General features: G+C 33.4%; 25 protein-coding genes. 9 read left to right on the plus strand and 16 right to left on the minus strand.

What is annotated here, in order from left to right:
* Nucleotides 1-91: 91 nt before the first annotated feature.
* Nucleotides 92-1,714, plus strand: coding sequence for a 2,3-bisphosphoglycerate-independent phosphoglycerate mutase (gpmI, locus tag HA146_RS08040; protein ID WP_209109032.1), 1,623 nt, complete (start codon nt 92-94; stop codon nt 1,712-1,714).
* A 23-nt stretch (nt 1,715-1,737) separates the two neighbouring features.
* Nucleotides 1,738-1,965 carry a preprotein translocase subunit SecG gene (gene secG, locus HA146_RS08045; protein ID WP_032513304.1) on the plus strand — a complete coding sequence of 76 codons (228 nt, stop codon included), beginning with the start codon at nt 1,738-1,740 and terminating at the stop codon, nt 1,963-1,965.
* Between the two features lie 69 nt (nt 1,966-2,034).
* On the opposite strand, the gene groL is transcribed toward secG, so the two are convergent.
* Complete coding sequence (gene groL, locus HA146_RS08050) at nt 2,035-3,672, minus strand: chaperonin GroEL (RefSeq protein ID WP_209109033.1); 1,638 nt, start codon at nt 3,670-3,672, stop codon at nt 2,035-2,037.
* Between the two features lie 51 nt (nt 3,673-3,723).
* On the minus strand, nt 3,724-4,035 hold the full coding sequence (gene groES / locus HA146_RS08055) for a co-chaperone GroES (RefSeq protein WP_032527362.1): 312 nt from the start codon (nt 4,033-4,035) through the stop codon (nt 3,724-3,726).
* 220 nt (nt 4,036-4,255) lie between these two features.
* Between groES and atpD the strand changes: the two genes are divergently transcribed.
* Nucleotides 4,256-5,716 (plus strand): F0F1 ATP synthase subunit beta, encoded by a 1,461-nt coding sequence (gene atpD, locus HA146_RS08060; protein ID WP_209109034.1) that lies wholly within the window; start codon nt 4,256-4,258, stop codon nt 5,714-5,716.
* Between the two features lie 42 nt (nt 5,717-5,758).
* On the plus strand, nt 5,759-6,163 hold the full coding sequence (gene atpC, locus HA146_RS08065) for an ATP synthase F1 subunit epsilon (protein WP_209109035.1): 405 nt from the start codon (nt 5,759-5,761) through the stop codon (nt 6,161-6,163).
* A gap of 3 nt (nt 6,164-6,166) precedes the next feature.
* Here the strand turns inward: atpC and HA146_RS08070 are convergent, their stop codons facing one another.
* The 3 genes from HA146_RS08070 to HA146_RS08080 all read right to left on the minus strand — a co-directional run bounded on the left by HA146_RS08070 (nt 6,167) and on the right by HA146_RS08080 (nt 8,288).
* Nucleotides 6,167-6,643, minus strand: coding sequence for a 30S ribosomal protein PSRP-3 (locus HA146_RS08070; protein WP_209109036.1), 477 nt, complete (start codon nt 6,641-6,643; stop codon nt 6,167-6,169).
* A 106-nt stretch (nt 6,644-6,749) separates the two neighbouring features.
* Entirely contained in the window at nt 6,750-6,908 is a 159-nt protein-coding gene (locus HA146_RS08075) for a hypothetical protein (RefSeq protein WP_209109037.1), read from the minus strand.
* Between the two features lie 54 nt (nt 6,909-6,962).
* The gene (locus HA146_RS08080; protein ID WP_209109038.1) at nt 6,963-8,288 is read right to left on the minus strand and encodes an aminopeptidase P N-terminal domain-containing protein; all 1,326 of its coding nucleotides are present in this window, start codon (nt 8,286-8,288) and stop codon (nt 6,963-6,965) included.
* 73 nt (nt 8,289-8,361) lie between these two features.
* Between HA146_RS08080 and HA146_RS08085 the strand changes: the two genes are divergently transcribed.
* The 4 genes from HA146_RS08085 to HA146_RS08100 are packed head-to-tail and all read left to right on the plus strand — an operon-like array spanning nt 8,362 to nt 12,864.
* Complete coding sequence (locus HA146_RS08085) at nt 8,362-9,345, plus strand: CNNM domain-containing protein (RefSeq protein WP_209109039.1); 984 nt, start codon at nt 8,362-8,364, stop codon at nt 9,343-9,345.
* On the plus strand, nt 9,342-10,583 hold the full coding sequence (locus HA146_RS08090) for a GTP-binding protein (protein WP_209109040.1): 1,242 nt from the start codon (nt 9,342-9,344) through the stop codon (nt 10,581-10,583). Before HA146_RS08085 ends, HA146_RS08090 begins: the two co-directional genes overlap by 4 nt.
* A gap of 8 nt (nt 10,584-10,591) precedes the next feature.
* The gene (locus HA146_RS08095; protein WP_209109041.1) at nt 10,592-11,170 is read left to right on the plus strand and encodes a nicotinate-nucleotide adenylyltransferase; all 579 of its coding nucleotides are present in this window, start codon (nt 10,592-10,594) and stop codon (nt 11,168-11,170) included.
* Nucleotides 11,167-12,864, plus strand: coding sequence for an NAD+ synthase (locus tag HA146_RS08100; RefSeq protein ID WP_209109042.1), 1,698 nt, complete (start codon nt 11,167-11,169; stop codon nt 12,862-12,864). The genes HA146_RS08095 and HA146_RS08100 overlap by 4 nt, the downstream gene beginning before the upstream one ends.
* 10 nt (nt 12,865-12,874) lie before the next feature.
* On the opposite strand, the gene HA146_RS08105 is transcribed toward HA146_RS08100, so the two are convergent.
* The 11 genes from HA146_RS08105 to HA146_RS08155 form a co-directional block, all read right to left on the minus strand.
* Nucleotides 12,875-13,945: a DUF3326 domain-containing protein gene (locus tag HA146_RS08105; RefSeq protein WP_209109043.1), complete on the minus strand. Its 1,071-nt coding sequence runs from the start codon at nt 13,943-13,945 to the stop codon at nt 12,875-12,877.
* A gap of 30 nt (nt 13,946-13,975) precedes the next feature.
* Nucleotides 13,976-14,167, minus strand: a complete 192-nt coding sequence (locus HA146_RS08110; RefSeq protein ID WP_209109044.1) for a hypothetical protein — start codon at nt 14,165-14,167, stop codon at nt 13,976-13,978.
* Nucleotides 14,164-14,490: a 2Fe-2S iron-sulfur cluster-binding protein gene (locus HA146_RS08115; RefSeq protein WP_209109045.1), complete on the minus strand. Its 327-nt coding sequence runs from the start codon at nt 14,488-14,490 to the stop codon at nt 14,164-14,166. Before HA146_RS08115 ends, HA146_RS08110 begins: the two co-directional genes overlap by 4 nt.
* Nucleotides 14,491-14,505: 15 nt before the next feature.
* Complete coding sequence (locus HA146_RS08120; RefSeq protein ID WP_209109046.1) at nt 14,506-15,456, minus strand: F0F1 ATP synthase subunit gamma; 951 nt, start codon at nt 15,454-15,456, stop codon at nt 14,506-14,508.
* Between the two features lie 19 nt (nt 15,457-15,475).
* On the minus strand, nt 15,476-16,993 hold the full coding sequence (gene atpA / locus HA146_RS08125; RefSeq protein WP_011377087.1) for a F0F1 ATP synthase subunit alpha: 1,518 nt from the start codon (nt 16,991-16,993) through the stop codon (nt 15,476-15,478).
* A gap of 30 nt (nt 16,994-17,023) precedes the next feature.
* Entirely contained in the window at nt 17,024-17,566 is a 543-nt protein-coding gene (atpH, locus tag HA146_RS08130) for an ATP synthase F1 subunit delta (protein ID WP_209109047.1), read from the minus strand.
* Nucleotides 17,566-18,078, minus strand: a complete 513-nt coding sequence (locus tag HA146_RS08135; protein ID WP_209109048.1) for a F0F1 ATP synthase subunit B — start codon at nt 18,076-18,078, stop codon at nt 17,566-17,568. The genes atpH and HA146_RS08135 overlap by 1 nt, the downstream gene beginning before the upstream one ends.
* The gene (locus tag HA146_RS08140) at nt 18,075-18,536 is read right to left on the minus strand and encodes a F0F1 ATP synthase subunit B' (RefSeq protein ID WP_209109049.1); all 462 of its coding nucleotides are present in this window, start codon (nt 18,534-18,536) and stop codon (nt 18,075-18,077) included. The genes HA146_RS08135 and HA146_RS08140 overlap by 4 nt, the downstream gene beginning before the upstream one ends.
* A 70-nt stretch (nt 18,537-18,606) precedes the next feature.
* The gene (gene atpE, locus HA146_RS08145; protein ID WP_002805169.1) at nt 18,607-18,852 is read right to left on the minus strand and encodes an ATP synthase F0 subunit C; all 246 of its coding nucleotides are present in this window, start codon (nt 18,850-18,852) and stop codon (nt 18,607-18,609) included.
* A gap of 166 nt (nt 18,853-19,018) precedes the next feature.
* On the minus strand, nt 19,019-19,744 hold the full coding sequence (gene atpB / locus HA146_RS08150; protein ID WP_011377091.1) for a F0F1 ATP synthase subunit A: 726 nt from the start codon (nt 19,742-19,744) through the stop codon (nt 19,019-19,021).
* A gap of 22 nt (nt 19,745-19,766) precedes the next feature.
* Nucleotides 19,767-20,243, minus strand: a complete 477-nt coding sequence (locus HA146_RS08155) for a hypothetical protein (protein WP_209109050.1) — start codon at nt 20,241-20,243, stop codon at nt 19,767-19,769.
* 265 nt (nt 20,244-20,508) lie between these two features.
* On the opposite strand from HA146_RS08155, the gene HA146_RS08160 reads away from it, so the two are divergent.
* On the plus strand, nt 20,509-21,744 hold the full coding sequence (locus HA146_RS08160) for an FtsW/RodA/SpoVE family cell cycle protein (protein WP_209109051.1): 1,236 nt from the start codon (nt 20,509-20,511) through the stop codon (nt 21,742-21,744).
* Nucleotides 21,745-21,800: the final 56 nt, after the last annotated feature.

Below are 21,800 nucleotides of genomic sequence, written 5' to 3' on the forward strand. Positions count from 1 at the left end.
AAAGCTAACTATATTAAATATAAATTGTTAAAGAGTAGCGTTTAAAGCTAAATTTAAGATTCGACAACTTAACAATGAATTTGATCTAAATATGCCAAAGATTAGCAGCAAAAATATAAATAGATTAAGTGTTCCTCAGAGCCCTGTAGTTCTTGCAATACTAGATGGATGGGGGCATAGAGAAGATATATCCGACAATGCTATAAAAAGTGCCAATACGCCTATCATGGATTCATTATGGCATGGATATCCTCACACTTTAATAAGTGCTAGTGGATCAGATGTAGGCCTACCAGATGGTCAAATGGGTAATTCAGAGGTGGGGCACCTTACCATTGGTTCTGGGAGAATAATCCAACAAGAACTTGTAAGGATTTCAAATGTCGTAAAAAATAATCAGTTAGGCTTGGTTAATGAGTTAAAAGAGATGGCTCATTCATTAAAGAAACACAATTCTACTTTGCATATCACTGGATTATGCTCTGATGGAGGAGTACATAGTCATATTGATCATTTATTAGGTTTAATAAAATGGGCATCTGATAATGGAATCAAAAAAGTTGCAATTCATATTATTACCGATGGAAGAGATACGCCCGCAAAAAGTGCCTCTAAATATCTAAATCAAATAGAGTCATGCATAAAAAAATTCAATACTGGTGAGATAGCCTCTATTTGCGGAAGATACTGGATAATGGATAGAAATCTTTTATGGGATAGAACAGAAAAAGCGTATACTAATTTGACTGATCCAAATATAAAAACAACAATTATTTCTCCTCATGAGCACATAAAAAATAGTTATAAAAAAAACATCACCGATGAATTTATAGAACCCATAAGACTGTCTGAAAATTATCTTAAGGATGGGGATAGTTTAATTTGCTTTAACTTCCGTCCAGACAGAGCAAGACAAATAATCAAATCCCTCTCAAACAAGGAATTCTCAGACTTTGAAAGAGTAAGTTTTCCAGATCTAGATTTAGTTACTTTTACTCAATATGACCCAAACTTCCCCGTTAAAGTTGCATTTCCTCCTGAATCTCTCAATAATTTTATCGGACAAATAGTTTCAGAAAACGGACTCAAGCAATACAGAACTGCAGAAACAGAAAAATATCCTCACGTAACATATTTTTTCAATGGGGGGGTAGAAATTCCTTTACCTGGAGAAGAGAGACATTTAATTCCATCTCCAAGAGTCGCAACTTATGATATGGAACCCGAAATGTCTGCGGAAGAATTAACTATTAGTTGCTCTAAAGCAATTAAAAGTGGAGAATATGCTTTTGTTGTAATCAATTTTGCTAATCCTGACATGGTGGGGCATACAGGCAATATGGATGCAACAATTAAAGCTATTGAAAAAGTAGATAAATGTATAGGTCAAATAGTTAATGCTACTGGCGAAATGGGTGGTAGTATTCTTATAACAGCAGATCATGGTAACGCTGAGGTAATGAAAGGCCCTGCAGGAGAACCATGGACGGCACACACTATCAATAGAGTTCCATTAATTTTTATTGAGGGTGAGAAAAGAAAAATCCCAAATATGGGAAATGAGATTTATTTAAGGGAGAATGCTGGGTTAGCAGATATTGCACCCACTTTATTACAGTTATTAAATCTACCAATCCCAAAAGAAATGACAGGAAAGTCTCTAATTAAAGGGATCGAGTTAAAGGGTTATAATAAGGTAGTACAACACGTTTAAAGTTTATACAAGTCTTTTAAGCAATGATTCAAATTTTTAGTTGGATATGGGTATTTTCTGGACTTCTCCTGATACTTTTAGTTTTACTTCATAGTCCCAAAGGTGATGGAATGGGAGGAATAGCTGCCAGTGGAAGCTCAATGTTCAACAGCGCAAGTAGTGCAGAGGCATCTCTTAACAAAATAACATGGACTTTTTTAGTTATATTTTTGAGTCTCGCAATTATTCTTAGCGCTGGCTGGATTTCATAAAGTTAAAAAAAAGGGATCATTTTCAATGATCCCTTAAGTTAAAAGATTAATTTATTAACTATTTTTTAGTTAATAATCAAAGTCACCGCCCATACCTGGAGCTCCTGTAGGAGCCGATGAATCTTTTTTCTCAGGTAAATCTGCAACTATGCATTCAGTTGTTAGAACCATTCCGGCTATGGAAGATGCATTTTGTAATCCTGAACGAGTAACTTTTGCAGGATCAACTATGCCAGCTGATGACATATCTACATATTCTCCAGTAGCAGCGTTAAATCCATCATTAAATGGCTTAGATTTAACATTTTCAGCAATCACAGCACCATTGGAGCCTGCATTCTCTGCAATTCTCATAAGAGGAGCAGTGAGTGAAGCTTCAACAATGTTGGCTCCAATTAATTCCTCTCCCTCTAAATTTTTATCAGCCCAATCTTTTAAAATTGGAGATAAATGAGCAAGAGTTGTTCCTCCGCCAGGTACAATTCCTTCTTCAACAGCAGCTTTTGTAGCGTTAATAGCATCTTCAAGACGAAGTTTTTTATCCTTCATCTCAGTTTCAGTTGCAGCTCCAACCTTAATCACAGCTACTCCTCCAGCTAATTTTGCTAGACGTTCTTGAAGCTTTTCTTTATCGTATGAGGAATCTGTTTCATCCATTTGCTTCTTAATTTGATCACATCTAGCATTAACTGCTTGCTCATTTCCTTCGGCAACTATAGTTGTAGTCTCTTTGTTGATAGTTATTCTTCTACCAGTTCCAAGCATATCCAAAGTAGCATTTTCTAGTTTCAAGCCTGCATCCTCAGTAATGAGTTGACCATTAGTTAGAACAGCCATATCTTCAAGCATGGCTTTTCTTCTATCACCAAATCCAGGAGCTTTTACTGCCGCAACATTTAAGACACCTCTTAGTCTATTAACAACAAGAGTGGCTAAAGCCTCTTTTTCTATATCTTCTGCAATAATGACTAGTGGCTTACCAGTTTTAGCTATTTGTTCCAAAACAGGAACTAAATCTTGTACTAAGCCAATTTTTTTATCAGTCAGAAGAATATATGGTTCATCTAAAACAGCCTCCATTCTCTCTGTATCTGTTGCGAAGTAAGGTGAAATGTAGCCTTTATCAAAGCGCATGCCCTCAGTAACTTCTAATTCAGTGGTCATTGATTTTCCCTCTTCTAAGGAAATTACGCCTTCTTTACCAACTTTGTCCATTGCATTAGCAATCATTTGACCAACTTCTTCGTCATTCCCAGCAGCAATTGTTCCGCATTGAGCAATGGCATTACTATCGCTGATAGGTTTAGAATTTTGCTGAATTTTACCAACAAGAAACTCAGTAGCTTTATCAATTCCTTTTTTTAGGGTAATTGCATTAGCTCCCGCAGCAACATTTCTCAAACCTGCTTTAACCATTGCATGCGCTAAAACAGTGGCAGTTGTAGTGCCATCTCCAGCAGCATCATTTGTTTTTGATGCGGCTTGTCTGATTAGTGCAACACCTGTGTTCTCAATGTGGTCTTCAAGTTCAATCTCTTTAGCGATTGTTACACCATCATTAATGATTTGTGGAGCACCAAATTTTTTCTCTAAAACAACATTTCTTCCTTTTGGTCCAAGCGTTACAGCCACAGACTCAGCAAGGATATCAATCCCTCTCTCGAGCGCTCTACGAGCTTGCTCATTGTAAATAATTCTTTTAGCCATGTTTAGGCAGCAATTTAGTAATAAGTTTTAATAATTTTTGAAACAAATATTTTAGCCGACTACAGCTAAAATATCTTTTTCCGAGAGCAAGACATATTCATCTCCTCCCAATTTGATGTCTGTTCCAGCATATTTGCTGTACAAGACTTTATCGCCAATACTCACTTCAGGAGTTTGTCGAGAACCATCGTCATTAAGTTTCCCAGGACCTACCTGAGCAACTTCTCCCACCTGTGGTTTTTCTTTAGCTGTATCAGGCAAAAGAATGCCCCCAGCAGTTTTTTCCTCAGATGCGGAAACTTTAATAAATATTCTATCTCCCAGTGGTTTAACTGTAGAGACTGTAAGTGAAACAGCTGCCATAGATTAATGGAGGATCATGATTGAGACGCTTTGCGTCATAAAAAATGGAAAGAGAAATTCTCTATCCGTATCTTCAACAACATAATCCGCTAAGCAGCAATTAAACCATACTTTAACTGTGCGGGTGGCCGAACCCATTTAACGAATCTACCCATAAGATGGTAGTATTTTCGGATTATGAGCTGTTTAAAATCAGCTATTTATCACCAATCAATAAAAAATGGTAGCAACTCCATCAACTTCTTCAAAAACAAAAGGCGTAGTTCGTCAGGTAATTGGCCCAGTTCTAGATGTAGAATTCCCAGCCGGAAAATTACCTAAAATATTAAATGCTTTAAGAATTGAAGCAAAAAATCCTGCTGGACAAGAAATAGCGCTCACTGCAGAGGTTCAACAACTCTTAGGTGATCATAGAGTCAGAGCAGTAGCAATGAGTGGCACAGACGGCCTTGTAAGAGGCATGGAGGCAATGGACACAGGCGCACCAATATCAGTACCTGTAGGAGAAGCAACTTTAGGAAGAATATTTAATGTTTTAGGAGAACCAGTAGACGAACAAGGGCCAGTAAATACTAAAGATACAGCACCAATTCATAGAGCTGCTCCAAAATTAACTGACCTAGAAACCAAGCCAAAAGTTTTTGAAACAGGAATTAAAGTTATCGATCTTTTAGCTCCATATAGACAAGGAGGTAAAGTTGGATTATTTGGAGGAGCTGGTGTTGGGAAGACGGTTCTTATTCAAGAGTTAATTAATAATATTGCGAAGGAACATGGTGGAGTTTCTGTTTTTGGAGGTGTAGGAGAAAGAACCAGAGAAGGGAATGATTTATATGAAGAATTTAAAGAATCTGGGGTTATTAATGCAGATGATTTAACTCAATCAAAAGTTGCCTTATGTTTTGGACAGATGAATGAGCCACCTGGTGCAAGAATGAGAGTAGGTTTATCTGCACTTACAATGGCTGAACATTTTAGAGATGTAAATAAACAAGACGTTTTACTTTTTGTTGATAACATTTTTAGATTTGTTCAAGCTGGCTCTGAAGTATCCGCTTTACTTGGAAGAATGCCTTCGGCAGTTGGATACCAACCAACTCTTGGAACTGATGTTGGTGAATTGCAAGAGAGAATTACATCTACATTAGAAGGATCAATAACCTCAATTCAGGCTGTTTACGTGCCTGCTGATGACCTAACTGACCCTGCTCCAGCAACAACCTTTGCCCATTTAGATGCTACTACTGTGCTTGCTAGAGCTCTTGCAGCTAAGGGAATTTATCCAGCAGTTGACCCATTAGACTCAACAAGTACTATGCTTCAACCATCGGTTGTTGGCGACGAGCATTACAAAACCGCTAGAGCTGTTCAATCAACTTTACAAAGATACAAAGAACTTCAAGATATTATTGCAATTCTAGGTTTAGATGAACTTTCTGAAGAAGATAGATTAACAGTAGATAGGGCTAGAAAAATTGAAAAATTCCTTTCCCAACCTTTCTTCGTAGCAGAAATATTTACAGGAATGTCTGGTAAATACGTAAAATTAGAAGATACCATAGCTGGTTTCAACATGATTTTGTCAGGTGAATTAGATGATTTACCCGAACAGGCATTTTACTTAGTTGGTAACATTGATGAAGTCAAAGCAAAGGCTGAAAAAATAAAGTCAGAAAAATAAATATATATATTTAATATTTAAACCTTTAATAATTTTAGATTTATGGCAATTTCTCTTAAAGTTTTAGCTCCTAATAAGAATGTTTATCAAGGTGAAGCTGAAGAAGTAATCCTTCCAAGTACAACTGGGCAACTTGGGGTACTTCCAGGACATATTTCTTTAGTTACGGCTATAGATATTGGTGTTTTAAGGCTAAGAATGAATTCTCAGTGGAAATCAATAGCTTTAATGGGGGGCTTTGCTGAAATTGAATCAGATGAAGTAATAGTTTTAGTAAATAATGCAGAAATTGGATCTGAAATTAATGTTCAAAATGCTGAACAAGATCTTAAAGAAGCAAAATTAGCAATTAGTAAGATCTCAGGAAATGAAAAAAATCCTGAAAAGATCAAAGCCTTGAAAGAGATTTCAAAGGCCGAGGCAAGGATTCAAGCTGCAAAGAACTAACTTTTAAGCAGTTCCACAAAAAGTTACTTCGGGAAACTTTAACTTGACTTCTTCTAATTTCTTTGTTTTACCTTCTTCTTGCCAATAATTTATTACTTCTGTAGCTTTATTCAATATTTCAACCCTTTCATTATCTGTAATCCAACCTTTATTCTCTAGTTCACTTTTCAACTTTTCCCAAGCATCATCTCTTGGCCAAAAATAATAAGCCGTGAGAGGGCTTGGGCCTCCCCCTACTATTTGATCAACAGCTAAAGCAACATTATCAGGTAACCACAACACTTTAATAATAAACCTTCCTTCATCAGGTTTAGGGGTATAACCACTAGGTACGCCATCTTCATCAATTGTGGCTGCTGCTAATACAGCTGAAGCACCCATCATTCCTGAATTAGGAGAAGAACTTTTAGATTTTGTGTCATCACTGTTTTTTTCTTTTTTTTCTGTTGAATTTTGATTTAACTTATCTGATGAGGTCATTCAATTATTTATGTTCAATAAATAATTTATCAGTTTATGGTCACATTTTGATTGATTTATTCAAAATTTCTTGATTTTAGTTATTGATACTTTCTAAACAGAATTTTTATCTATCATGAGAAACTTTATAAAAATCATAAATTGTAGCTTCCAGTGAATCCCAAAGATCTTTAGGGATATCGTTTTCTTCCGCAAACATTCCAAGCTGACTAGCCAAACCTCTTGCTTGAGAGAGTTTCGAATCATATGAATCTGACTTATTCATTTGTAAACTTTAAGCTTTATAAAAAATAAATCTATTAACTAGATAAGTCAAATTTTAAAATTCTAAATCAGAAATTTCTTTAAGTGCAGCAATACTTAAAACTTCTGGGTTTTTATCTTTAACAAGAACATCATCTTCAATTCTTATACCAATGCCTTTCCATTTCTGATCAATATTAGGTTGTCCCTCAGGCACTGGGATCCTGTCACTTATATAAATACCAGGTTCTACCGTAAGAATCATTCCATTCTGTAATGGAACTTCATAGTCTCCCATTCTGTATGCTCCAACATCATGAACATCTAAGCCTAGCCAATGTCCTGTTCTATGCATATAAAGATGTTTGTATGATTGATTCTCAATTATCTCCTCAGTACTCCCCGATAATAAACTAATTTCTTTTAATCCTTCTATCAGAATTGTTAAAGCGACATTATGAACAGTACTAGAATTTGATCCAGTTACAGCACTTTTAATAGCATTTTTCTGTGCACGCAATACAATTTCATAAATAATTTTTTGCTCTTTAGAAAATTTGCCGCCAATTGGAATAGTTCTTGTAATATCACCATTGTAATAATCAGTTAGTGAGCAGCCAGCATCTACCAATAATAAATCTTCCTTGTTCAAGGGTGAGTTATTTTTAGTGTAATGCAAAATACAAGAGTTATCTCCTGAAGCAACAATAGAATTATAAGCCGGTCCTCTCGCCCCTTTTTCCAGAAAGAAACCCTCTATAAGACCCTGAATTTGTCTTTCATTTTTCTTAGATGAGATAGATTCTCTAACTAGTTCATGAGCTTCTGCTGAAATTTGTATAGCCTCTCTCATTCTCTTAATTTCAAATTCACTTTTAATTAATCTCATCTCATTTAAATAAATTTCTGGAGATTTTATAGAATTTGCACCAATCCCCAATCTTGAAAGATTTTCAAGTTGTTGTGAAAATAAATCCAGTACTATTTTCTCAATTAATGGGTTCTTACCAATTGAAAAAACAAGTTCATCAGAACCATTTACATAACCTGGTAGTAAATCTCTTAGTTCATTTATTGAGTGAGCCTTATCAGCCTTAAACTCTTTTTCGGCGCCTTCTAAACCCCATCTAAAGCCATGCCAAACTTCGCTTGTAACATCTTTAGGAGCAACAAACAAAATAAATCTCTCTCCCTTTGGCTTATGCGATAAGAAAAGAGCGACTGCATCCGGCTCATCAAAACCAGTTAAATACCAAAAATTACTATCTTGTCTAAAAGGATATTCACAATCTGCATGATGTTTAACAAGGTTAGCCCCGGGTATAATAGCAGCTTTTCCAGCTAATTTTTCTAGGAAAATTTCTCTTCTTTCTTCAAAAACTTTATTGTTAGGTTTAAACATAAATTGTGTATTGGCGTGTTTAAAAAAAAAATGGAAGAATGAATTAAACAGATGTAGTATTTAATCTATCTTAATGGAACCAAGTGTTTACGGTTTAATTTTACTTATAGTTATTATTTTAATTGGGTCAGCATGTTGTTCGGGAGTAGAAGCGGCTTTTTTAGCTGTAAATTCAATTAGGATTTTAGAAATAGCCTCAAAACAGAAGCCTAAAAGTTCTGCGAATCAACTCCTTAAACTTAGAAAACATCTTGGTAGAACATTAACTGTAATTACAATTACTAATAATGGATTCAACATAATTGGCAGTCTTATTTTAGGAGTATATGGAGCATGGGTAATTAATAGTAATTATGGCTTAACTCTTTTTTCAATTGTTTTTTATATATTAGTTGTTTTAGTTGGAGAAGTACTACCCAAAGCTCTTGGCACAAGATTTTCAGTACAAATAGCATTATTATCCGTTCCAATCCTGAGAATATTAAATACTTTGATGCGGCCTTTCTTAATATTAATAGAGCAAATATTTCCAGTAATTACTGCAGAAAATGAAATTTCAACTGATGAAGAAGAAATAAGACAAATGGCAAAAATTGGAAGTCAGAAAGGTTTTATAGAGGCCGATGAGGCAGCAATGATATTTAAGGTTTTTCAATTAAATGATTTAAAAGCTAAAGATTTAATGATCCCCAGAGTATCAGCACCTTGTCTTGATGGGTCTTCTAATCTTGATGACATTTCAAAACTCATAATGTCAAATGAGTCCCCATGGTGGGTTATTTTGGGAGATAAAGTTGACAAAATACAAGGGGTAGTAAAACGTGAAAATATGTTATCAGAATTAATTAATGGGGAAAATAAAAAATTATTATCAGAAATTTGCGAGCCTGTGGACTACATTCCCGAAATGATTAAGGCAGATCAATTATTAACAAGATTTGACAAGGACCATAAAGGAGTGAAAGTAGTAGTAGATGAATTTGGTGGATTCGTGGGAATTATCGGGGCAGAAGCTGTGTTATCTGTATTGGCTGGTTGGTGGAAAAATAAATTATGAAACAATTAAAAATGAATAAAAATTATTTAATTTTAAAAAATTGGTGGGAGACTTTAGATCTTAGCAACTATGAGAAAAGTTTTTTTAATAAACAAATAATTGCTTTTAATCAGCAACTTTTTAGGCTTAAAGAAAAAAAAATAAGAATTGGCATCTATGGTAAATCAGGAGTAGGTAAATCCTCTGTTTTAAATTTTTTATTAAATAAAGACGTATTCAAAACAGATATTATCAATGGTTCTACAAGAGAAATACAGGCAGAAGAATGGCCCCTTAAAGATCAAACTCTCAAAAGTATAGAGTTACTAGATTCCCCAGGATTTGATTTCTGCGATATTAAATTCCCAGATAAAATCTACTCTCGTATAAATCATTCAGATCTTATTTTATTTGTAGTTGCAGGAGATATCAATAGAAATGAAGTGAGTGAAATCAGCTCCTTTATTAAAGATGGAAAAAAAATTATTGTAATTTTAAATAAAATTGATCTTTTTAAAAAAAATGAATTAAAAGAAATAATAGAAAATATAAAATTTAAGCTACCAAAAAATTTAAATATTCCAATAATTATTAATCATGAAAACAATCTTAAAAACTACATTTCAAAAATATTAACTCAACATGGAGAAATTTTATTAACACTTAATTCTCTTCAATTTGCTGACAGATTGTTTCTACAGATAAAAGGGCAAAGATTAAAAAGAAGGCAAAAATTAGCTCAGTCAGCCATTGGTAAATTTTCAACCATAAAGGCATCAGCAGTAGCTCTTAATCCTTTTATTTTGTTTGATGTTGCTGGTAGTTTTGCAATAGATACAGCATTGATTAGCGAATTAAGTAAGATTTACGGCTTGAATTTGAAGGGTGAATCTACAAGAAAAATATTTAAACAAATATCCATTAATAATTTATTTTTGGGATTCACTCAAGTAGGTGTTAACACATCTTTCAACCTTATTAAAAAAGTAATTTTATTAACAGTACCTTTCACTAACGGGCTTTCCTTATTACCCTATGGACCTATAGCAATTATTCAAGCAGGAATCGCAGTGCATTCTACAAAAATCCTTGGGAAATTAGCAGCCAAAGAGATATTTATAAGAAGCAAAGTTTCGTTTATGGATCCCTCTATAATGATTCAAAATATAACTTTTAATGAACCAGAGATTTTTAAGCACATAAATATTTATTTATCAAATAGAAATTTAAATAATAATTTTGTTAGTTCTCTGCCTTAAAAATTAACATGGGAAAAAGTATTGCATTATTTGGAACTAGTGCAGATCCACCTACCATAGGTCATAAAAAGATACTTGAAGAATTATCCAAAATTTATACTTTTACCATTGGTTATGTGAGCAACAACCCCAACAAAAAGCACAAAGAGGATATCTCAATTCGTAGTTATTTATTAAAAACTCTTATCGAAGATTTAGATAATCCTAAAATTTTATTTAATCAAAGTGTTAGTAGCCAATGGTCAATAGAGTCAATCAAAAAATGTAAAAAAATTTATGAATTTAATAATTTAGATTTTGTTATTGGGAGTGATTTAATGAATGATATTTTCTACTGGAAAAATTTTAATGAAATTATTGAGGCGGTAAGTTTTTTTATAATTTTAAGAGAGGGATATCCTGTTGAATCAAATACTCTTAAAATGCTTGAAACTTATAAAGTGAAATTTAAGATTTCAAACATCAAAATCCCAGACTCTTCAAGTTCTAATTTTAGATTAAATTTTAATTCTTCTAATTTACCAACGTCATTAATAGATATAGTTAAGAAGAATAATTTATATAGCTCCACTAAATTAGTTGAATGAAGTTTTTCCTTGCTCAAATTAATCCAATTGTTGGAGATTTACAGGGCAATGCAAAAAAAATACTTGATGTTGCTTCGAAAGCTAGCTCAACTTCTGCTGATTTAGTTCTCACTCCAGAATTATCATTATGGGGATATCCAGCAAATGACCTACTTCTAAAAAAAAATTTAATCAAAAATCAATATCAAATTCTTGACCAATTAGCTTTAGATATTAATAAAAAATATGGGAACTTGAGTATCACAGTAGGGATAGCTGAGATAATAAATGATTCTTTTTTCCCAAATCTTTATAATTCTATTGCATTGCTTGAGCGGGGTGAATGGAAAATAATTGCTCGTAAAATTATTCTTCCCACCTATGAAGTATTTGATGAGAAAAGATACTTTAGATCAGAAGAAAAAGTTTCCATATTGATAAAAAAAATTAAAAATAAAACTTTGCGAATTGGCTTTACTATATGTGAGGATTTATGGGTCAACAAAGATATAGAAGGTAGAGGTATTCATAAAAAAAATCCCATTGTTGATTTAAAGAAAAAAAAAGTTGATATTTTAGTGAATTTATCGGCCTCACCATATACTTTCAAAAAGTTAGAACTAAGATCCAAAGTTTCCAGTTTTGCTGCCCAATATCTTCAAGTACCGCTTATATATGTAAACCAGATTGGAGCAAATGATAATTTAATTTTTGATGGTAATAGTTTTATTCTTGATAAGAATGGATCTAAAATTAAGCAATTAAAATCTTTTTCAGAAGATCTCTTTAGTTGGGAAATTGAGCATATAAAACCTGAAAAAAATATATTTAAAAACTCTGAGATGTCATCAATTTTTGATGCATTAGTCCTTGGTGTTAAAGATTATGCTAAAAAATGTGGATTTAAAACGGCTTTAATTGGACTAAGTGGCGGCATTGATTCAGCAATAGTTTCGGCAATTGCGACAGCTGCTCTTGGCAGTAATAATGTTTATTGTGTCTCAATGCCTTCTAAATGGAGCTCATCTCATTCAAAAAGTGATGCTAAAGATATAGCGAAAAGATTAAAGATAAATTTCAATACCATCCCAATTGAAAACCTGATGAACTCATTTGAAGAATCTTTTATAAAAAGCATAGATTTCGAGATGGCTGAAATAACAAATCAAAATATTCAATCAAGGATAAGAGGGACGCTTCTGATGGCTTTAGCAAATCAAGAAAAGCATTTATTACTTTCAACAGGTAATAAATCGGAACTAGCCGTAGGATATTGCACACTTTATGGTGATATGAATGGAGGGTTATCTGTAATTGGGGATTTATATAAAACTAATGTTTTTAGATTATGTAATTGGCTGGATAGTAAAGATTCAATTAATCATAGAAAATCATATATGTTAGATACTAATGTAAATATAATTGGAGAAAATATTCGTAGGAAAGCTCCAAGTGCTGAATTGGGCCCTGATCAATTAGATACTGATTCTCTCCCAGAATATTCCATTTTAGATAATATTCTTAAAGGAATTATTGAAGAGAAAAAAGATTTAAAACAACTTGAAGTAGATGGTTATAAAAAAGAATTAATTTTAAAAATAATCTCACTTATAAAAAAAGCGGAATTCAAAAGAAAGCAGGCTCCTCCAATTCTAAAACTTAGCAGTCAATCATTAGGAAGTGACTGGAGAGTTCCAATAGCAATTTCTTTATAGCAACCCAAACTTACTTCATGTTATTTATGGGATGAAAACATTCTTGGATTTTTTTCAAAGGCCGTTTAATTGACCTAAGGTTGATACCTTTTTTGATAGCAAGAATTATACCTGCAGCTTCTAAATAATTATCCACTTCAAAAAGATTGGGATAATCATAAAACTCATTCGTCACTTTTAATGTATTTTGATTTTTTACAGAGATAATATTTAAGCCTTTTTCAATCCCTGCTAGTACTGCTTCGCCTCCTAGTGCCCCGTTAGGAACGACAATAGATTCAATTTGATTAGGGTGTAATGAGATTAATTCATTATTATTAGGTAATTCAACAATGTCAGGAGCATTGCTTAAACCAATCAATACTGATGGTAAAAAGGTATATCCTATCTCTTCTGCTGCAGCGCGAGGATCTAAATTTTCATTCAACTCAATTGGATTTAAAGCGGGTGCGTGAGCACAGGGAACTTTTAAGAATTTGCTTATCAAATGACTTATAACCGCTTCAACTCCAGAGATAGGATCAACCCCTTTTCCCTCTCGATAAATATTTGTTTCTGGAGAATCTGAATCATCAGGAAACCTTGCCACTATTGCTATTGCGGTTACTCCTTTTTCTATTAAACATTTACCAGCATCAATTAAAGTATCAGGATTTTCAATTATGCCACCACTAATTTTTGACGAGTCAGAATCAATAACTATGCTTAAAGGTTGTTTTGTAACCACATAAGAATGAACGTTAATACCTAAAGTAGAAACACACGCATCAGCAACTTGTATATGTCTTACTAATATTTCATTTTCAATGCCTGAATCAAAAATTATCCCAATTTTCTGTTCCTTTACAATTTTTAAAGCAATTTCTCCTTTAGCAAGTCGATCTAAACTATAACCCTCAACATAAAAAATATTTTGCTCTTTTTCAGCAAGATTCCCACCATTCATAACATTTGGATGAGTAATTAAACATCCACTTGCCGATGCTAATAATTTGGCGGTAGGAAGTGCATCCCCAGCAAAACCTCCAATCTCGCAACCTATGCCAGTTGGAATAATGAATATTGTTGGTGAAATTTCCATAAAATAAAATTTTTCAAATTATATTCTTATTTAATTAGCTAAGACAGCTCTAATTTTAAGTTTTTTAGCACCATAAGAGTCAATAGAATTTTGAATATCAACAATTGACCATCTAATTACATCACCTTTTTTTTCTAAATTTGAAATAATATATTCCCTTAAATTTTTTAATTTTATTGAAACTGGCCAATCCATATAAAAATCAACCAAACTTAATTTCATTTTTGATATTTACCAAATTGATCATTATATAAATCATCTTCAACTTGATCACCAATAACAACATGCAAATCTGACTCTGGATATGCCACACACAACAGAGCAAAACCCTTTTCTCTCAAATCATCATTTAATCCCATAGCATCTTCTTGCTTAACAGATCCTTCTGAAATTATTGCTGCGCAACTTGTACAAACTCCTGAACAACAACTACTTGGTAAATCTATTCCATTTATTTTTGCTGCTGAAATCACATCTTGATCTTCAGGACATAAAAAACTAAAAGTTTTTTGCTCAAATTGCACCTTGATATTGTATTCAGGCATATTGTAATCTTCTCGCTAAACTGCTGAACCTCCTACAACTTCTAATATTTCTTGCGTAATAGCAGCTTGTCTAGCTTTGTTATAGGTTAGATTCAAGCTACTTGCTAATTCTTTGGCATTATCACTCGCATTATTCATGGCAGTCATCCTACATGCAAGCTCTGAAGCTGCCGACTCTTGAAGAGCTCTGAGTACCTGATTCTGTAAATATAGTGGTAATAGGGAATCTAATAATTGATCAGGACTTTGTTCAAAGACAATATCTGAAGGCAACTTCTCTGAATCACTTTTTTCAATATTTGATTTTTCAACGAGTAACTTACTATCTTTAGTTGTTAACCTAAAAATTTCATCATTTTCATCTGCAATACCTTGAGGGTCTAGTGGCAACAATGTTTGGACTACTGGCGCACAGCTTACAAGAGTGATGAATTTAGTATAAATAATCTCTACCCTATCAGCATTTTCGGATAAAAATTCAGCTAACACTTCATTAGTTATTCCTTCAGAGTCTTTTGCAGTTGGTACCTGTTCTAGCTCTTTAAATATGCTTTTAATTGTGTATCTATCTTTCCTATTTTGGAAGTAACCTATTGCCTTTTTCCCAACTAAGATCAAATTTGGTTCATAACCTTGTTTAATCAACTCTGCATACCTAATTTCTACCTTCTTTATTATGTTGGTATTATATCCTCCACATAATCCTCTATCAGCAGTTATGCATACCAAAGAAATTGTTTTTACATCTCTTTTTGATAAAAGAGGAGAATCTACAGATTCAAACTGAACTCTAGATTGAATATTTTCTAAAACTCGAGCAAGTTTATCCGCGAAAGGTCTACTCTTAAGAACTTGATCTTGTGCCCTCCTAACTTTTGCAGCTGCAACTAATCTCATAGCTTCTGTTATTTTTCGTGTGTTTTTAACAGAAACAATTCGATCTCTAATTTCTTTAAGATTTGCCATGATATTTCCTTAAATAAATTTAAACTGTGGCAAGCATTGAAGATTTAACTTCTTTTATTACCTCTTTGAGTGTTGCTTCTAAGCCATCATTTAATTTCTTCTCTTTAAGAATCTCCTCAATAAATTCTGCTTTATTCAACTTAAGATATTCTCTAAGTTCAGCAGCAAACTTAGTTACGTCTTCAACTGGAACTTCGTCAATAAGTCCTTTAACCCCTGCATACACAACTGCAACTTGTTCAGCAAGATTTAATGGTGAGAATTGTGCTTGTTTTAGTAACTCTCTTAATCTTTTCCCTCTTTCTAGTTGTTGTTGAGTAGCCTCATCAAGATCAGAAGCGAATTGAGAAAATGCAGCTAATTCATCAAATTGAGCTAATTCTAATTTAAGTGTTCCAGCAATTTTCTTAATTGCCTTTGTTTGAGCAGCTCCTCCAACTCTGCTAACTGAAATACCTACATTAATGGCTGGTCTTAATCCTGAGTTGAATAAATCTGCACTCAAGAATATTTGTCCATCAGTAATTGAAATAACATTTGTTGGAATATACGCAGAAACATCACCAGCTTGGGTTTCAATAATTGGTAATGCTGTCATTGAACCACCGCCCATATCATCAGATAATTTTGCTGCCCTTTCAAGTAATCTGCTATGACAATAAAAAACATCTCCAGGATAAGCTTCTCTTCCTGGTGGCCTTCTCAAAAGGAGAGACATTTGTCTATAAGCTTGAGCTTGCTTAGTTAAATCATCATAAATAACTAGTGTTGCTTTACCTTGGTACATAAAGTGCTCAGCTATTGCAGCACCAGTATATGGAGCCAAGTATTGTAAAGCTGCGGCTTCAGATGCTCCTGCACTAACAACAATCGTATAATCAAGGGCTCCTTTTTCTCTTAAGACCTCAACCACATTTGCTACAGAAGCTGATTTCTGACCAATAGCAACATAAACACATACGACATCTTGACCTTTTTGGTTGATTATTGTATCAATTGCAATTGCAGACTTTCCAGTTTGTCTGTCACCAATTATAAGTTCCCTTTGACCTCTTCCCACAGGAATCATTGCATCAATAGACGTTATGCCGGTTTGCATTGGTTCATGTACTGATCTTCTCTTGATAATCCCAGGAGCCATTTCCTCTATCAATCTCGTATCACTTGTTGGAATTTCGCCCTTACCATCTATTGGCTGTCCTAGAGGATTAACTACTCTTCCTTGCATTGCCTCGCCAACAGGAACAGATGCTATTTTACCAGTAGATTTTACATTACTTCCTTCTTGAACGCCCAGTGCTTCACCCATTAAAACGGCTCCAACATTATCATCTTCAAGGTTTAAAGCTATACCTTCGGTACCATCCTCAAATTCCAATAACTCACCAGCCATGACCTGATCTAAGCCATATATTCTTGCAATGCCATCACCTATTTGCAGAACAGTTCCTACATTGCTAACACTTACAGATTGGTCATAATCAGTTATTTGCTGTTTTAAGATTGAACTGATTTCGTCAGGTCGTATAGATACCATGGATTTAAGAATTTAAGGTTGATTTAAAAGTTACTTGGATAGTGACAAACCAAGTTTTCTAATTTGTGAAGCAAGAGAAGCATCAATTACTTTAGATCCTACACTTGCGACGAAACCACCAATAAGCGATGGGTCGATTTTAGTTACAAGTTCTAATTTTTCAGTTCCAGCGATATTGACGATCTTTTGGGTAATTAAACCTTTCTGTTCATCAGTAAGCTCGACTGCAGAAGTAACAGTTGCTAAAGCAATATTACTATTTTCTCGGTAAATCTCTAAAAATCTATTAAGAATAGATGTAAGAATTCCAATTCTTTGCCTATCAGCCAATAATTTTAAGAAATTTAGTAATGAAGAATTAACCTTATTTGAAAAGATTTCAATAATGATTTTCTTCTTAGCTTCTGTTTCTAAAATTGGCGAAGATAGTGCCTTCTCCAATTCAGGGGAATCATTTAATAATTCTAGAAGTTCTTTAACCTCTAAAACCATCTCTTCAATTTGCGAATTTTCATTTACAACTTGAAGTAATGCCTCAGCATATGGTGTGGTAACTGAATTTAAAAGTGGCATTAATTCACCTCAATATTGTTAATTGATTGAGTTACCAAATTTTCTTGTGTTGCTGAATCAAGTCGATTTGGGAGAGAATCTAAAGCTTTTTTAATTGCCAGTTCAACAGCCTCTTTTCGAAGTTGAGAAATTGCTCTGGATGCTTCAGAGCTTTCATCAGAGATTGCACTTTGTTTAATTTGTGCCATCTCTTCAATTGCTTTTTTCTCACTTTCCATTCTGATTGATTCAGATCTTTTAAGGGAATCTGCTTTAATTTTACTAGCTTTCTCTTCTGCTGAAGATAAGTCTTTCTTTGCCTTCTCTAGAGCTTTAGTAGCATTCATGAGTCGATCTTCAGCATCTTTTAATTCAAGAAGAATTCCTTCTCTTCTTTTTTGAAGCATTTTACCTAGAAAACCAGGCAAAAATTTATAAAGGCCAAAGACCACTACAGCCCAATTAAGGATATTAGTTTCGAATAAATTCAAATTTAATCCAAAACCTTCTGTAGCTAAAAGAGTTAAATTCATTTTTTTAGAATCAATCTATTAACAATAAGTTCGCTTAAATCATCAGCTTGTTTAGAAAGTTGATCACGAGCAGCAGATGTCTGACTTTCAATTTCTAGTCTTGCTTTTTCTTTTGAAGCATTTGCTTCATTGTTAGCAAGTTCTAGTGCTTCTTTATAAAGCTTGTCAGACTCATTCTCGGCTTCGCTCACAATTCTTTGGGCTTCAGAACGAGCACTTTGAAGCTGAGTTAATAAATCAGCTTCTAATTTTTTAACCTCTGAAAGTTTATTTTTGGCCTCAATAATGTTGTTACTTACAAACTTTTCTCTTTTTTCAACAACATTGCCAACTGGCTTAAAAAAGAGAGAATTTAATATATATGTAAGAGCAACTACTTGGATCGCCATTAGTGGCAAAGTGGCATTTATATCAAATAATCCACCTTCTGTAGCACCAAAAAAATTAAAGGCCAACATATGATTCAGTTGAAGTTAAAAAATTAAATTTAAATATTGCTAATCAAGGAGATAGAAGCAATATTAACTTTTAGGAAAAAGGATTCGCAAAAAGTAGTACTAAAGCCACAACTAATCCATAGATTGTTAATGACTCCATGAAAGCGAATGATAAAAGAAGAGTTCCTCTGATTTTACCTTCAGCTTCTGGTTGACGGGCTATACCCTCAACAGCGCCTTGAGCTGCGTTACCTTGTCCAAGACCTGGGCCAATAGCACCTAGGCCAACTGCTAAACCAGCAGCTACAACTGATGCAGCGGAAGTAATCGAATCCATAATTTTGAAATAAAGAGCTTAATACTTGTGATAAATCTTTTTTGTCATACACGCTTGGACATCCTTGTAATTTAAGAATGGGCCTGATATTTTCAGACCTACGCGATTAGATATTTTGCCAGATTACAGACCCTTTGTAAAAGGGTTTGAATAAATTAGAAGAAAGCTAATGATGTTCTTCAACAGCTTCTCCAATGTAGTAGGCCGCTAGGGTTGCAAAAATCAATGCCTGAATTGCACTAGTAAACAATCCTAGAAACATAACTGGTATTGGTAGAATTAGAGGTACTAAAAAGACTAAAACACCAACAACAAGTTCATCAGCCAAAATATTTCCGAAAAGCCTGAAAGATAGTGATAAAGGTTTAGTAAAGTCCTCTAGAATTTTAAAAGGAAGCATTATCGGAGTTGGGTGAACATAGTATTCGAAGTATCTCCAACCCTTATTACTTAAACCTGCATAGAAATAAGATAGTGAAACTAATAGAGCCAAGGCTATTGTTGTATTGATATCTGCGGTAGGTGCTCCCAACTCTCCACTGGGTAACTTAATCAATCTCCAAGGAATTAAAGCACCTCCCCAATTGCTTACAAATACAAATAAAAATAAAGTACCTATGAATGGCATCCAATCTCTATAGACTTTTTCACCTATTTGAGTCCTAGCAAGATCTCTTATGTAATCCCAAAGAAACTCAAGCAAGTTTTGAAGCCCTTTAGGATCATTTTCCATTTTTTTAGTTCCTAAAGAAATAAAAACTAATAACGCTCCTAATAAAATCCAAGATGTCAAAAATACCTGCCCATGAAGTCTGATATTTCCAATTTGCCAATAAAGATGTTGACCAACTTCTAATGCTGCAAAATTTGTTAGCAAGGAATTAAATAACATTTGATTTGAATAAAAAATTTACTTAAGAACGTGAAAAATAAAAAATGAGTGAAGGTTTATAAATGAAAAAACCTATCATTGCAGGAAAAATATCCAATGATCCTAGCTTGCTCGCAAAAATAAAGAGGCAAACTGGAACTAATAGTTGCAATTTTGATACACCTGATGATTCCTTACCCAATTTTCCTACACTTTTAGCAAGCAAACGTAAGTAAAAAATACCAGCAATTGCACCAATAAAAATACTAAAACCAAAAGTAAATCCGAGAAAAATTCCAGTTATTGATGCAACTAAAATAGAAACAATAAAAGTAATTCCAAAAATTGTTAGTTGTAATTGTGTATATTCATCATTTTTAGAAAGCAAATTGTCTAATTGACTGGCAATGACTGATTTACTCTCATTGATGATCGGATTGTCTAAGGATTGTGAAATTGGAACATTCTCACTAGAAGGATGTTCAAGTTTTTTTCTATTTGAGTCCACTGATGTGAACATACTTTAGAAACCCCCTTTGAATGGTTTGAAGTAAGTATATAAACCCACGGAATCTATCATGGAGAGGGTCCTTTTAGCTAGTTTTTTTTTATAAAAAATTAATTCTTAAGATTTGTGATGAATCTATCAACCATGTTTTTGTTTAATTTTATGAATAAAAAATATATAGGGTCATCTTTTTAAGTGGTTTACGCTTTAAAACGTTAATAAAAGACTTGGCAAAATCTCAATTTAACGTCTCAATAGTACATATAGAGCTAAACAATTGGAGATAAGTCAAGAAAAAATTAAATATAAAAGAATTTCTAAAAGAAAAAAAAACATTAGTTCAAATTACAAAAAGAATCCAAACAATTTAAGAGAATCAATATTTCCTTTACCTTGGACGATATGGCCTTATGAGGCAAAAATCCTCATAATCATTATTGGAATTTGGTCAATACTAGGAATATGTATTCTAGGATCATCAAGTTGGTGGGTTGCTAGTAGGGAAATGGGAAACTGGGCTTACTTTTTTAAAAAACAAATTATTTGGACAATTCCAGGCATTGGTCTATTTTATTTCGTTCTTAATACAAACATCAGAAATCTTTTGAAATTTTCAAGGATTATTTTTTATGTTTTATTCTTTTTAATTTTCCTAACTAATATTACTGGAATTACAGTAAATGGATCTTCAAGATGGTTAGTAATAGGAAATTTACGATTGCAACCATCTGAATTAATAAAACCTTTTCTAATTCTTGAGGCTTCTAACCTTTTCGCTCATTGGAATCTGATTAAGAATGATAAAAAATTAATTTCAATATTCTCTTTTGGATTATTAATTTTTTTAATACTAAAGCAGCCTAATTTAAGTACTGCATCATTAACTGGAATTCTTTTTTGGGTAATGGGTTTATGTGGAGGTGTAAAACTAAGTTCGCTCTGCTCATTTGCCTCATTAGGATTTATTACTGGATGTATTAGTATCCTCAATAACGAATATCAAAAACTTAGAGTTACTTCATTTATTAATCCTTGGGAAGATCAACAGGAAAGTGGATTTCAATTGGTTCAAAGTTTATTAGCCATAGGTTCAGGTGGTTTATTTGGTCAAGGTTTTGGCTTGTCTATACAAAAATTACAGTACCTACCTTTTATGTACACAGATTTTATTTTTGCCATTTTTGCTGAAGAATTTGGTTTGTTAGGGTGTACTTTATTCCTAGGTTTTCTAGCAGTTTTCTCTTATATAAGTTTAAGAATTGCTCTTAAGTGCAGGAATAATTATACAAAATTAGTTGCTATCGGATGTGGTGTATTGTTAACAGGTCAATCAATAATGCATATCGCTGTAGCAACAGGTTCAATGCCTACAACCGGCTTACCATTACCTTTTATTAGTTATGGTGGTAATTCATTAATCGCATCTTTTTTTATTGCAGGAATGTTATTGAGATGTTCATTAGAATCAACAGGATTTATAGGTATTATTAGTTCACGAAAGACTCTTAATTAGTTAGAATTTATAAGATTTAAGTCAAGCTATCGAATCATTTAATTTAGTTATTTCAG

The organism is Prochlorococcus marinus CUG1416 (genome assembly GCF_017695965.1).
In the GTDB taxonomy this organism is placed as follows: Bacteria; Cyanobacteriota; Cyanobacteriia; order PCC-6307; family Cyanobiaceae; genus Prochlorococcus_A.

Excerpts from the sequence above, each read along its gene's own strand:
- gpmI (WP_209109032.1), top strand. The coding sequence starts at position 92 with ATGCCAAAGATTAGCAGCAAAAATATAAATAGATTAAGTGTTCCTCAG.
- secG (WP_032513304.1), top strand. The coding sequence starts at position 1,738 with ATGATTCAAATTTTTAGTTGGATATGGGTATTTTCTGGACTTCTCCTG.
- groL (WP_209109033.1), bottom strand. The coding sequence starts at position 3,672 with ATGGCTAAAAGAATTATTTACAATGAGCAAGCTCGTAGAGCGCTCGAG.
- groES (WP_032527362.1), bottom strand. The coding sequence starts at position 4,035 with ATGGCAGCTGTTTCACTTACAGTCTCTACAGTTAAACCACTGGGAGAT.
- atpD (WP_209109034.1), top strand. The coding sequence starts at position 4,256 with ATGGTAGCAACTCCATCAACTTCTTCAAAAACAAAAGGCGTAGTTCGT.
- atpC (WP_209109035.1), top strand. The coding sequence starts at position 5,759 with ATGGCAATTTCTCTTAAAGTTTTAGCTCCTAATAAGAATGTTTATCAA.
- HA146_RS08070 (WP_209109036.1), bottom strand. The coding sequence starts at position 6,643 with ATGACCTCATCAGATAAGTTAAATCAAAATTCAACAGAAAAAAAAGAA.
- HA146_RS08075 (WP_209109037.1), bottom strand. The coding sequence starts at position 6,908 with ATGAATAAGTCAGATTCATATGATTCGAAACTCTCTCAAGCAAGAGGT.
- HA146_RS08080 (WP_209109038.1), bottom strand. The coding sequence starts at position 8,288 with ATGTTTAAACCTAACAATAAAGTTTTTGAAGAAAGAAGAGAAATTTTC.
- HA146_RS08085 (WP_209109039.1), top strand. The coding sequence starts at position 8,362 with ATGGAACCAAGTGTTTACGGTTTAATTTTACTTATAGTTATTATTTTA.
- HA146_RS08090 (WP_209109040.1), top strand. The coding sequence starts at position 9,342 with ATGAAACAATTAAAAATGAATAAAAATTATTTAATTTTAAAAAATTGG.
- HA146_RS08095 (WP_209109041.1), top strand. The coding sequence starts at position 10,592 with ATGGGAAAAAGTATTGCATTATTTGGAACTAGTGCAGATCCACCTACC.
- HA146_RS08100 (WP_209109042.1), top strand. The coding sequence starts at position 11,167 with ATGAAGTTTTTCCTTGCTCAAATTAATCCAATTGTTGGAGATTTACAG.
- HA146_RS08105 (WP_209109043.1), bottom strand. The coding sequence starts at position 13,945 with ATGGAAATTTCACCAACAATATTCATTATTCCAACTGGCATAGGTTGC.
- HA146_RS08110 (WP_209109044.1), bottom strand. The coding sequence starts at position 14,167 with ATGAAATTAAGTTTGGTTGATTTTTATATGGATTGGCCAGTTTCAATA.
- HA146_RS08115 (WP_209109045.1), bottom strand. The coding sequence starts at position 14,490 with ATGCCTGAATACAATATCAAGGTGCAATTTGAGCAAAAAACTTTTAGT.
- HA146_RS08120 (WP_209109046.1), bottom strand. The coding sequence starts at position 15,456 with ATGGCAAATCTTAAAGAAATTAGAGATCGAATTGTTTCTGTTAAAAAC.
- atpA (WP_011377087.1), bottom strand. The coding sequence starts at position 16,993 with ATGGTATCTATACGACCTGACGAAATCAGTTCAATCTTAAAACAGCAA.
- atpH (WP_209109047.1), bottom strand. The coding sequence starts at position 17,566 with ATGCCACTTTTAAATTCAGTTACCACACCATATGCTGAGGCATTACTT.
- HA146_RS08135 (WP_209109048.1), bottom strand. The coding sequence starts at position 18,078 with ATGAATTTAACTCTTTTAGCTACAGAAGGTTTTGGATTAAATTTGAAT.
- HA146_RS08140 (WP_209109049.1), bottom strand. The coding sequence starts at position 18,536 with ATGTTGGCCTTTAATTTTTTTGGTGCTACAGAAGGTGGATTATTTGAT.
- atpE (WP_002805169.1), bottom strand. The coding sequence starts at position 18,852 with ATGGATTCGATTACTTCCGCTGCATCAGTTGTAGCTGCTGGTTTAGCA.
- atpB (WP_011377091.1), bottom strand. The coding sequence starts at position 19,744 with ATGTTATTTAATTCCTTGCTAACAAATTTTGCAGCATTAGAAGTTGGT.
- HA146_RS08155 (WP_209109050.1), bottom strand. The coding sequence starts at position 20,243 with ATGTTCACATCAGTGGACTCAAATAGAAAAAAACTTGAACATCCTTCT.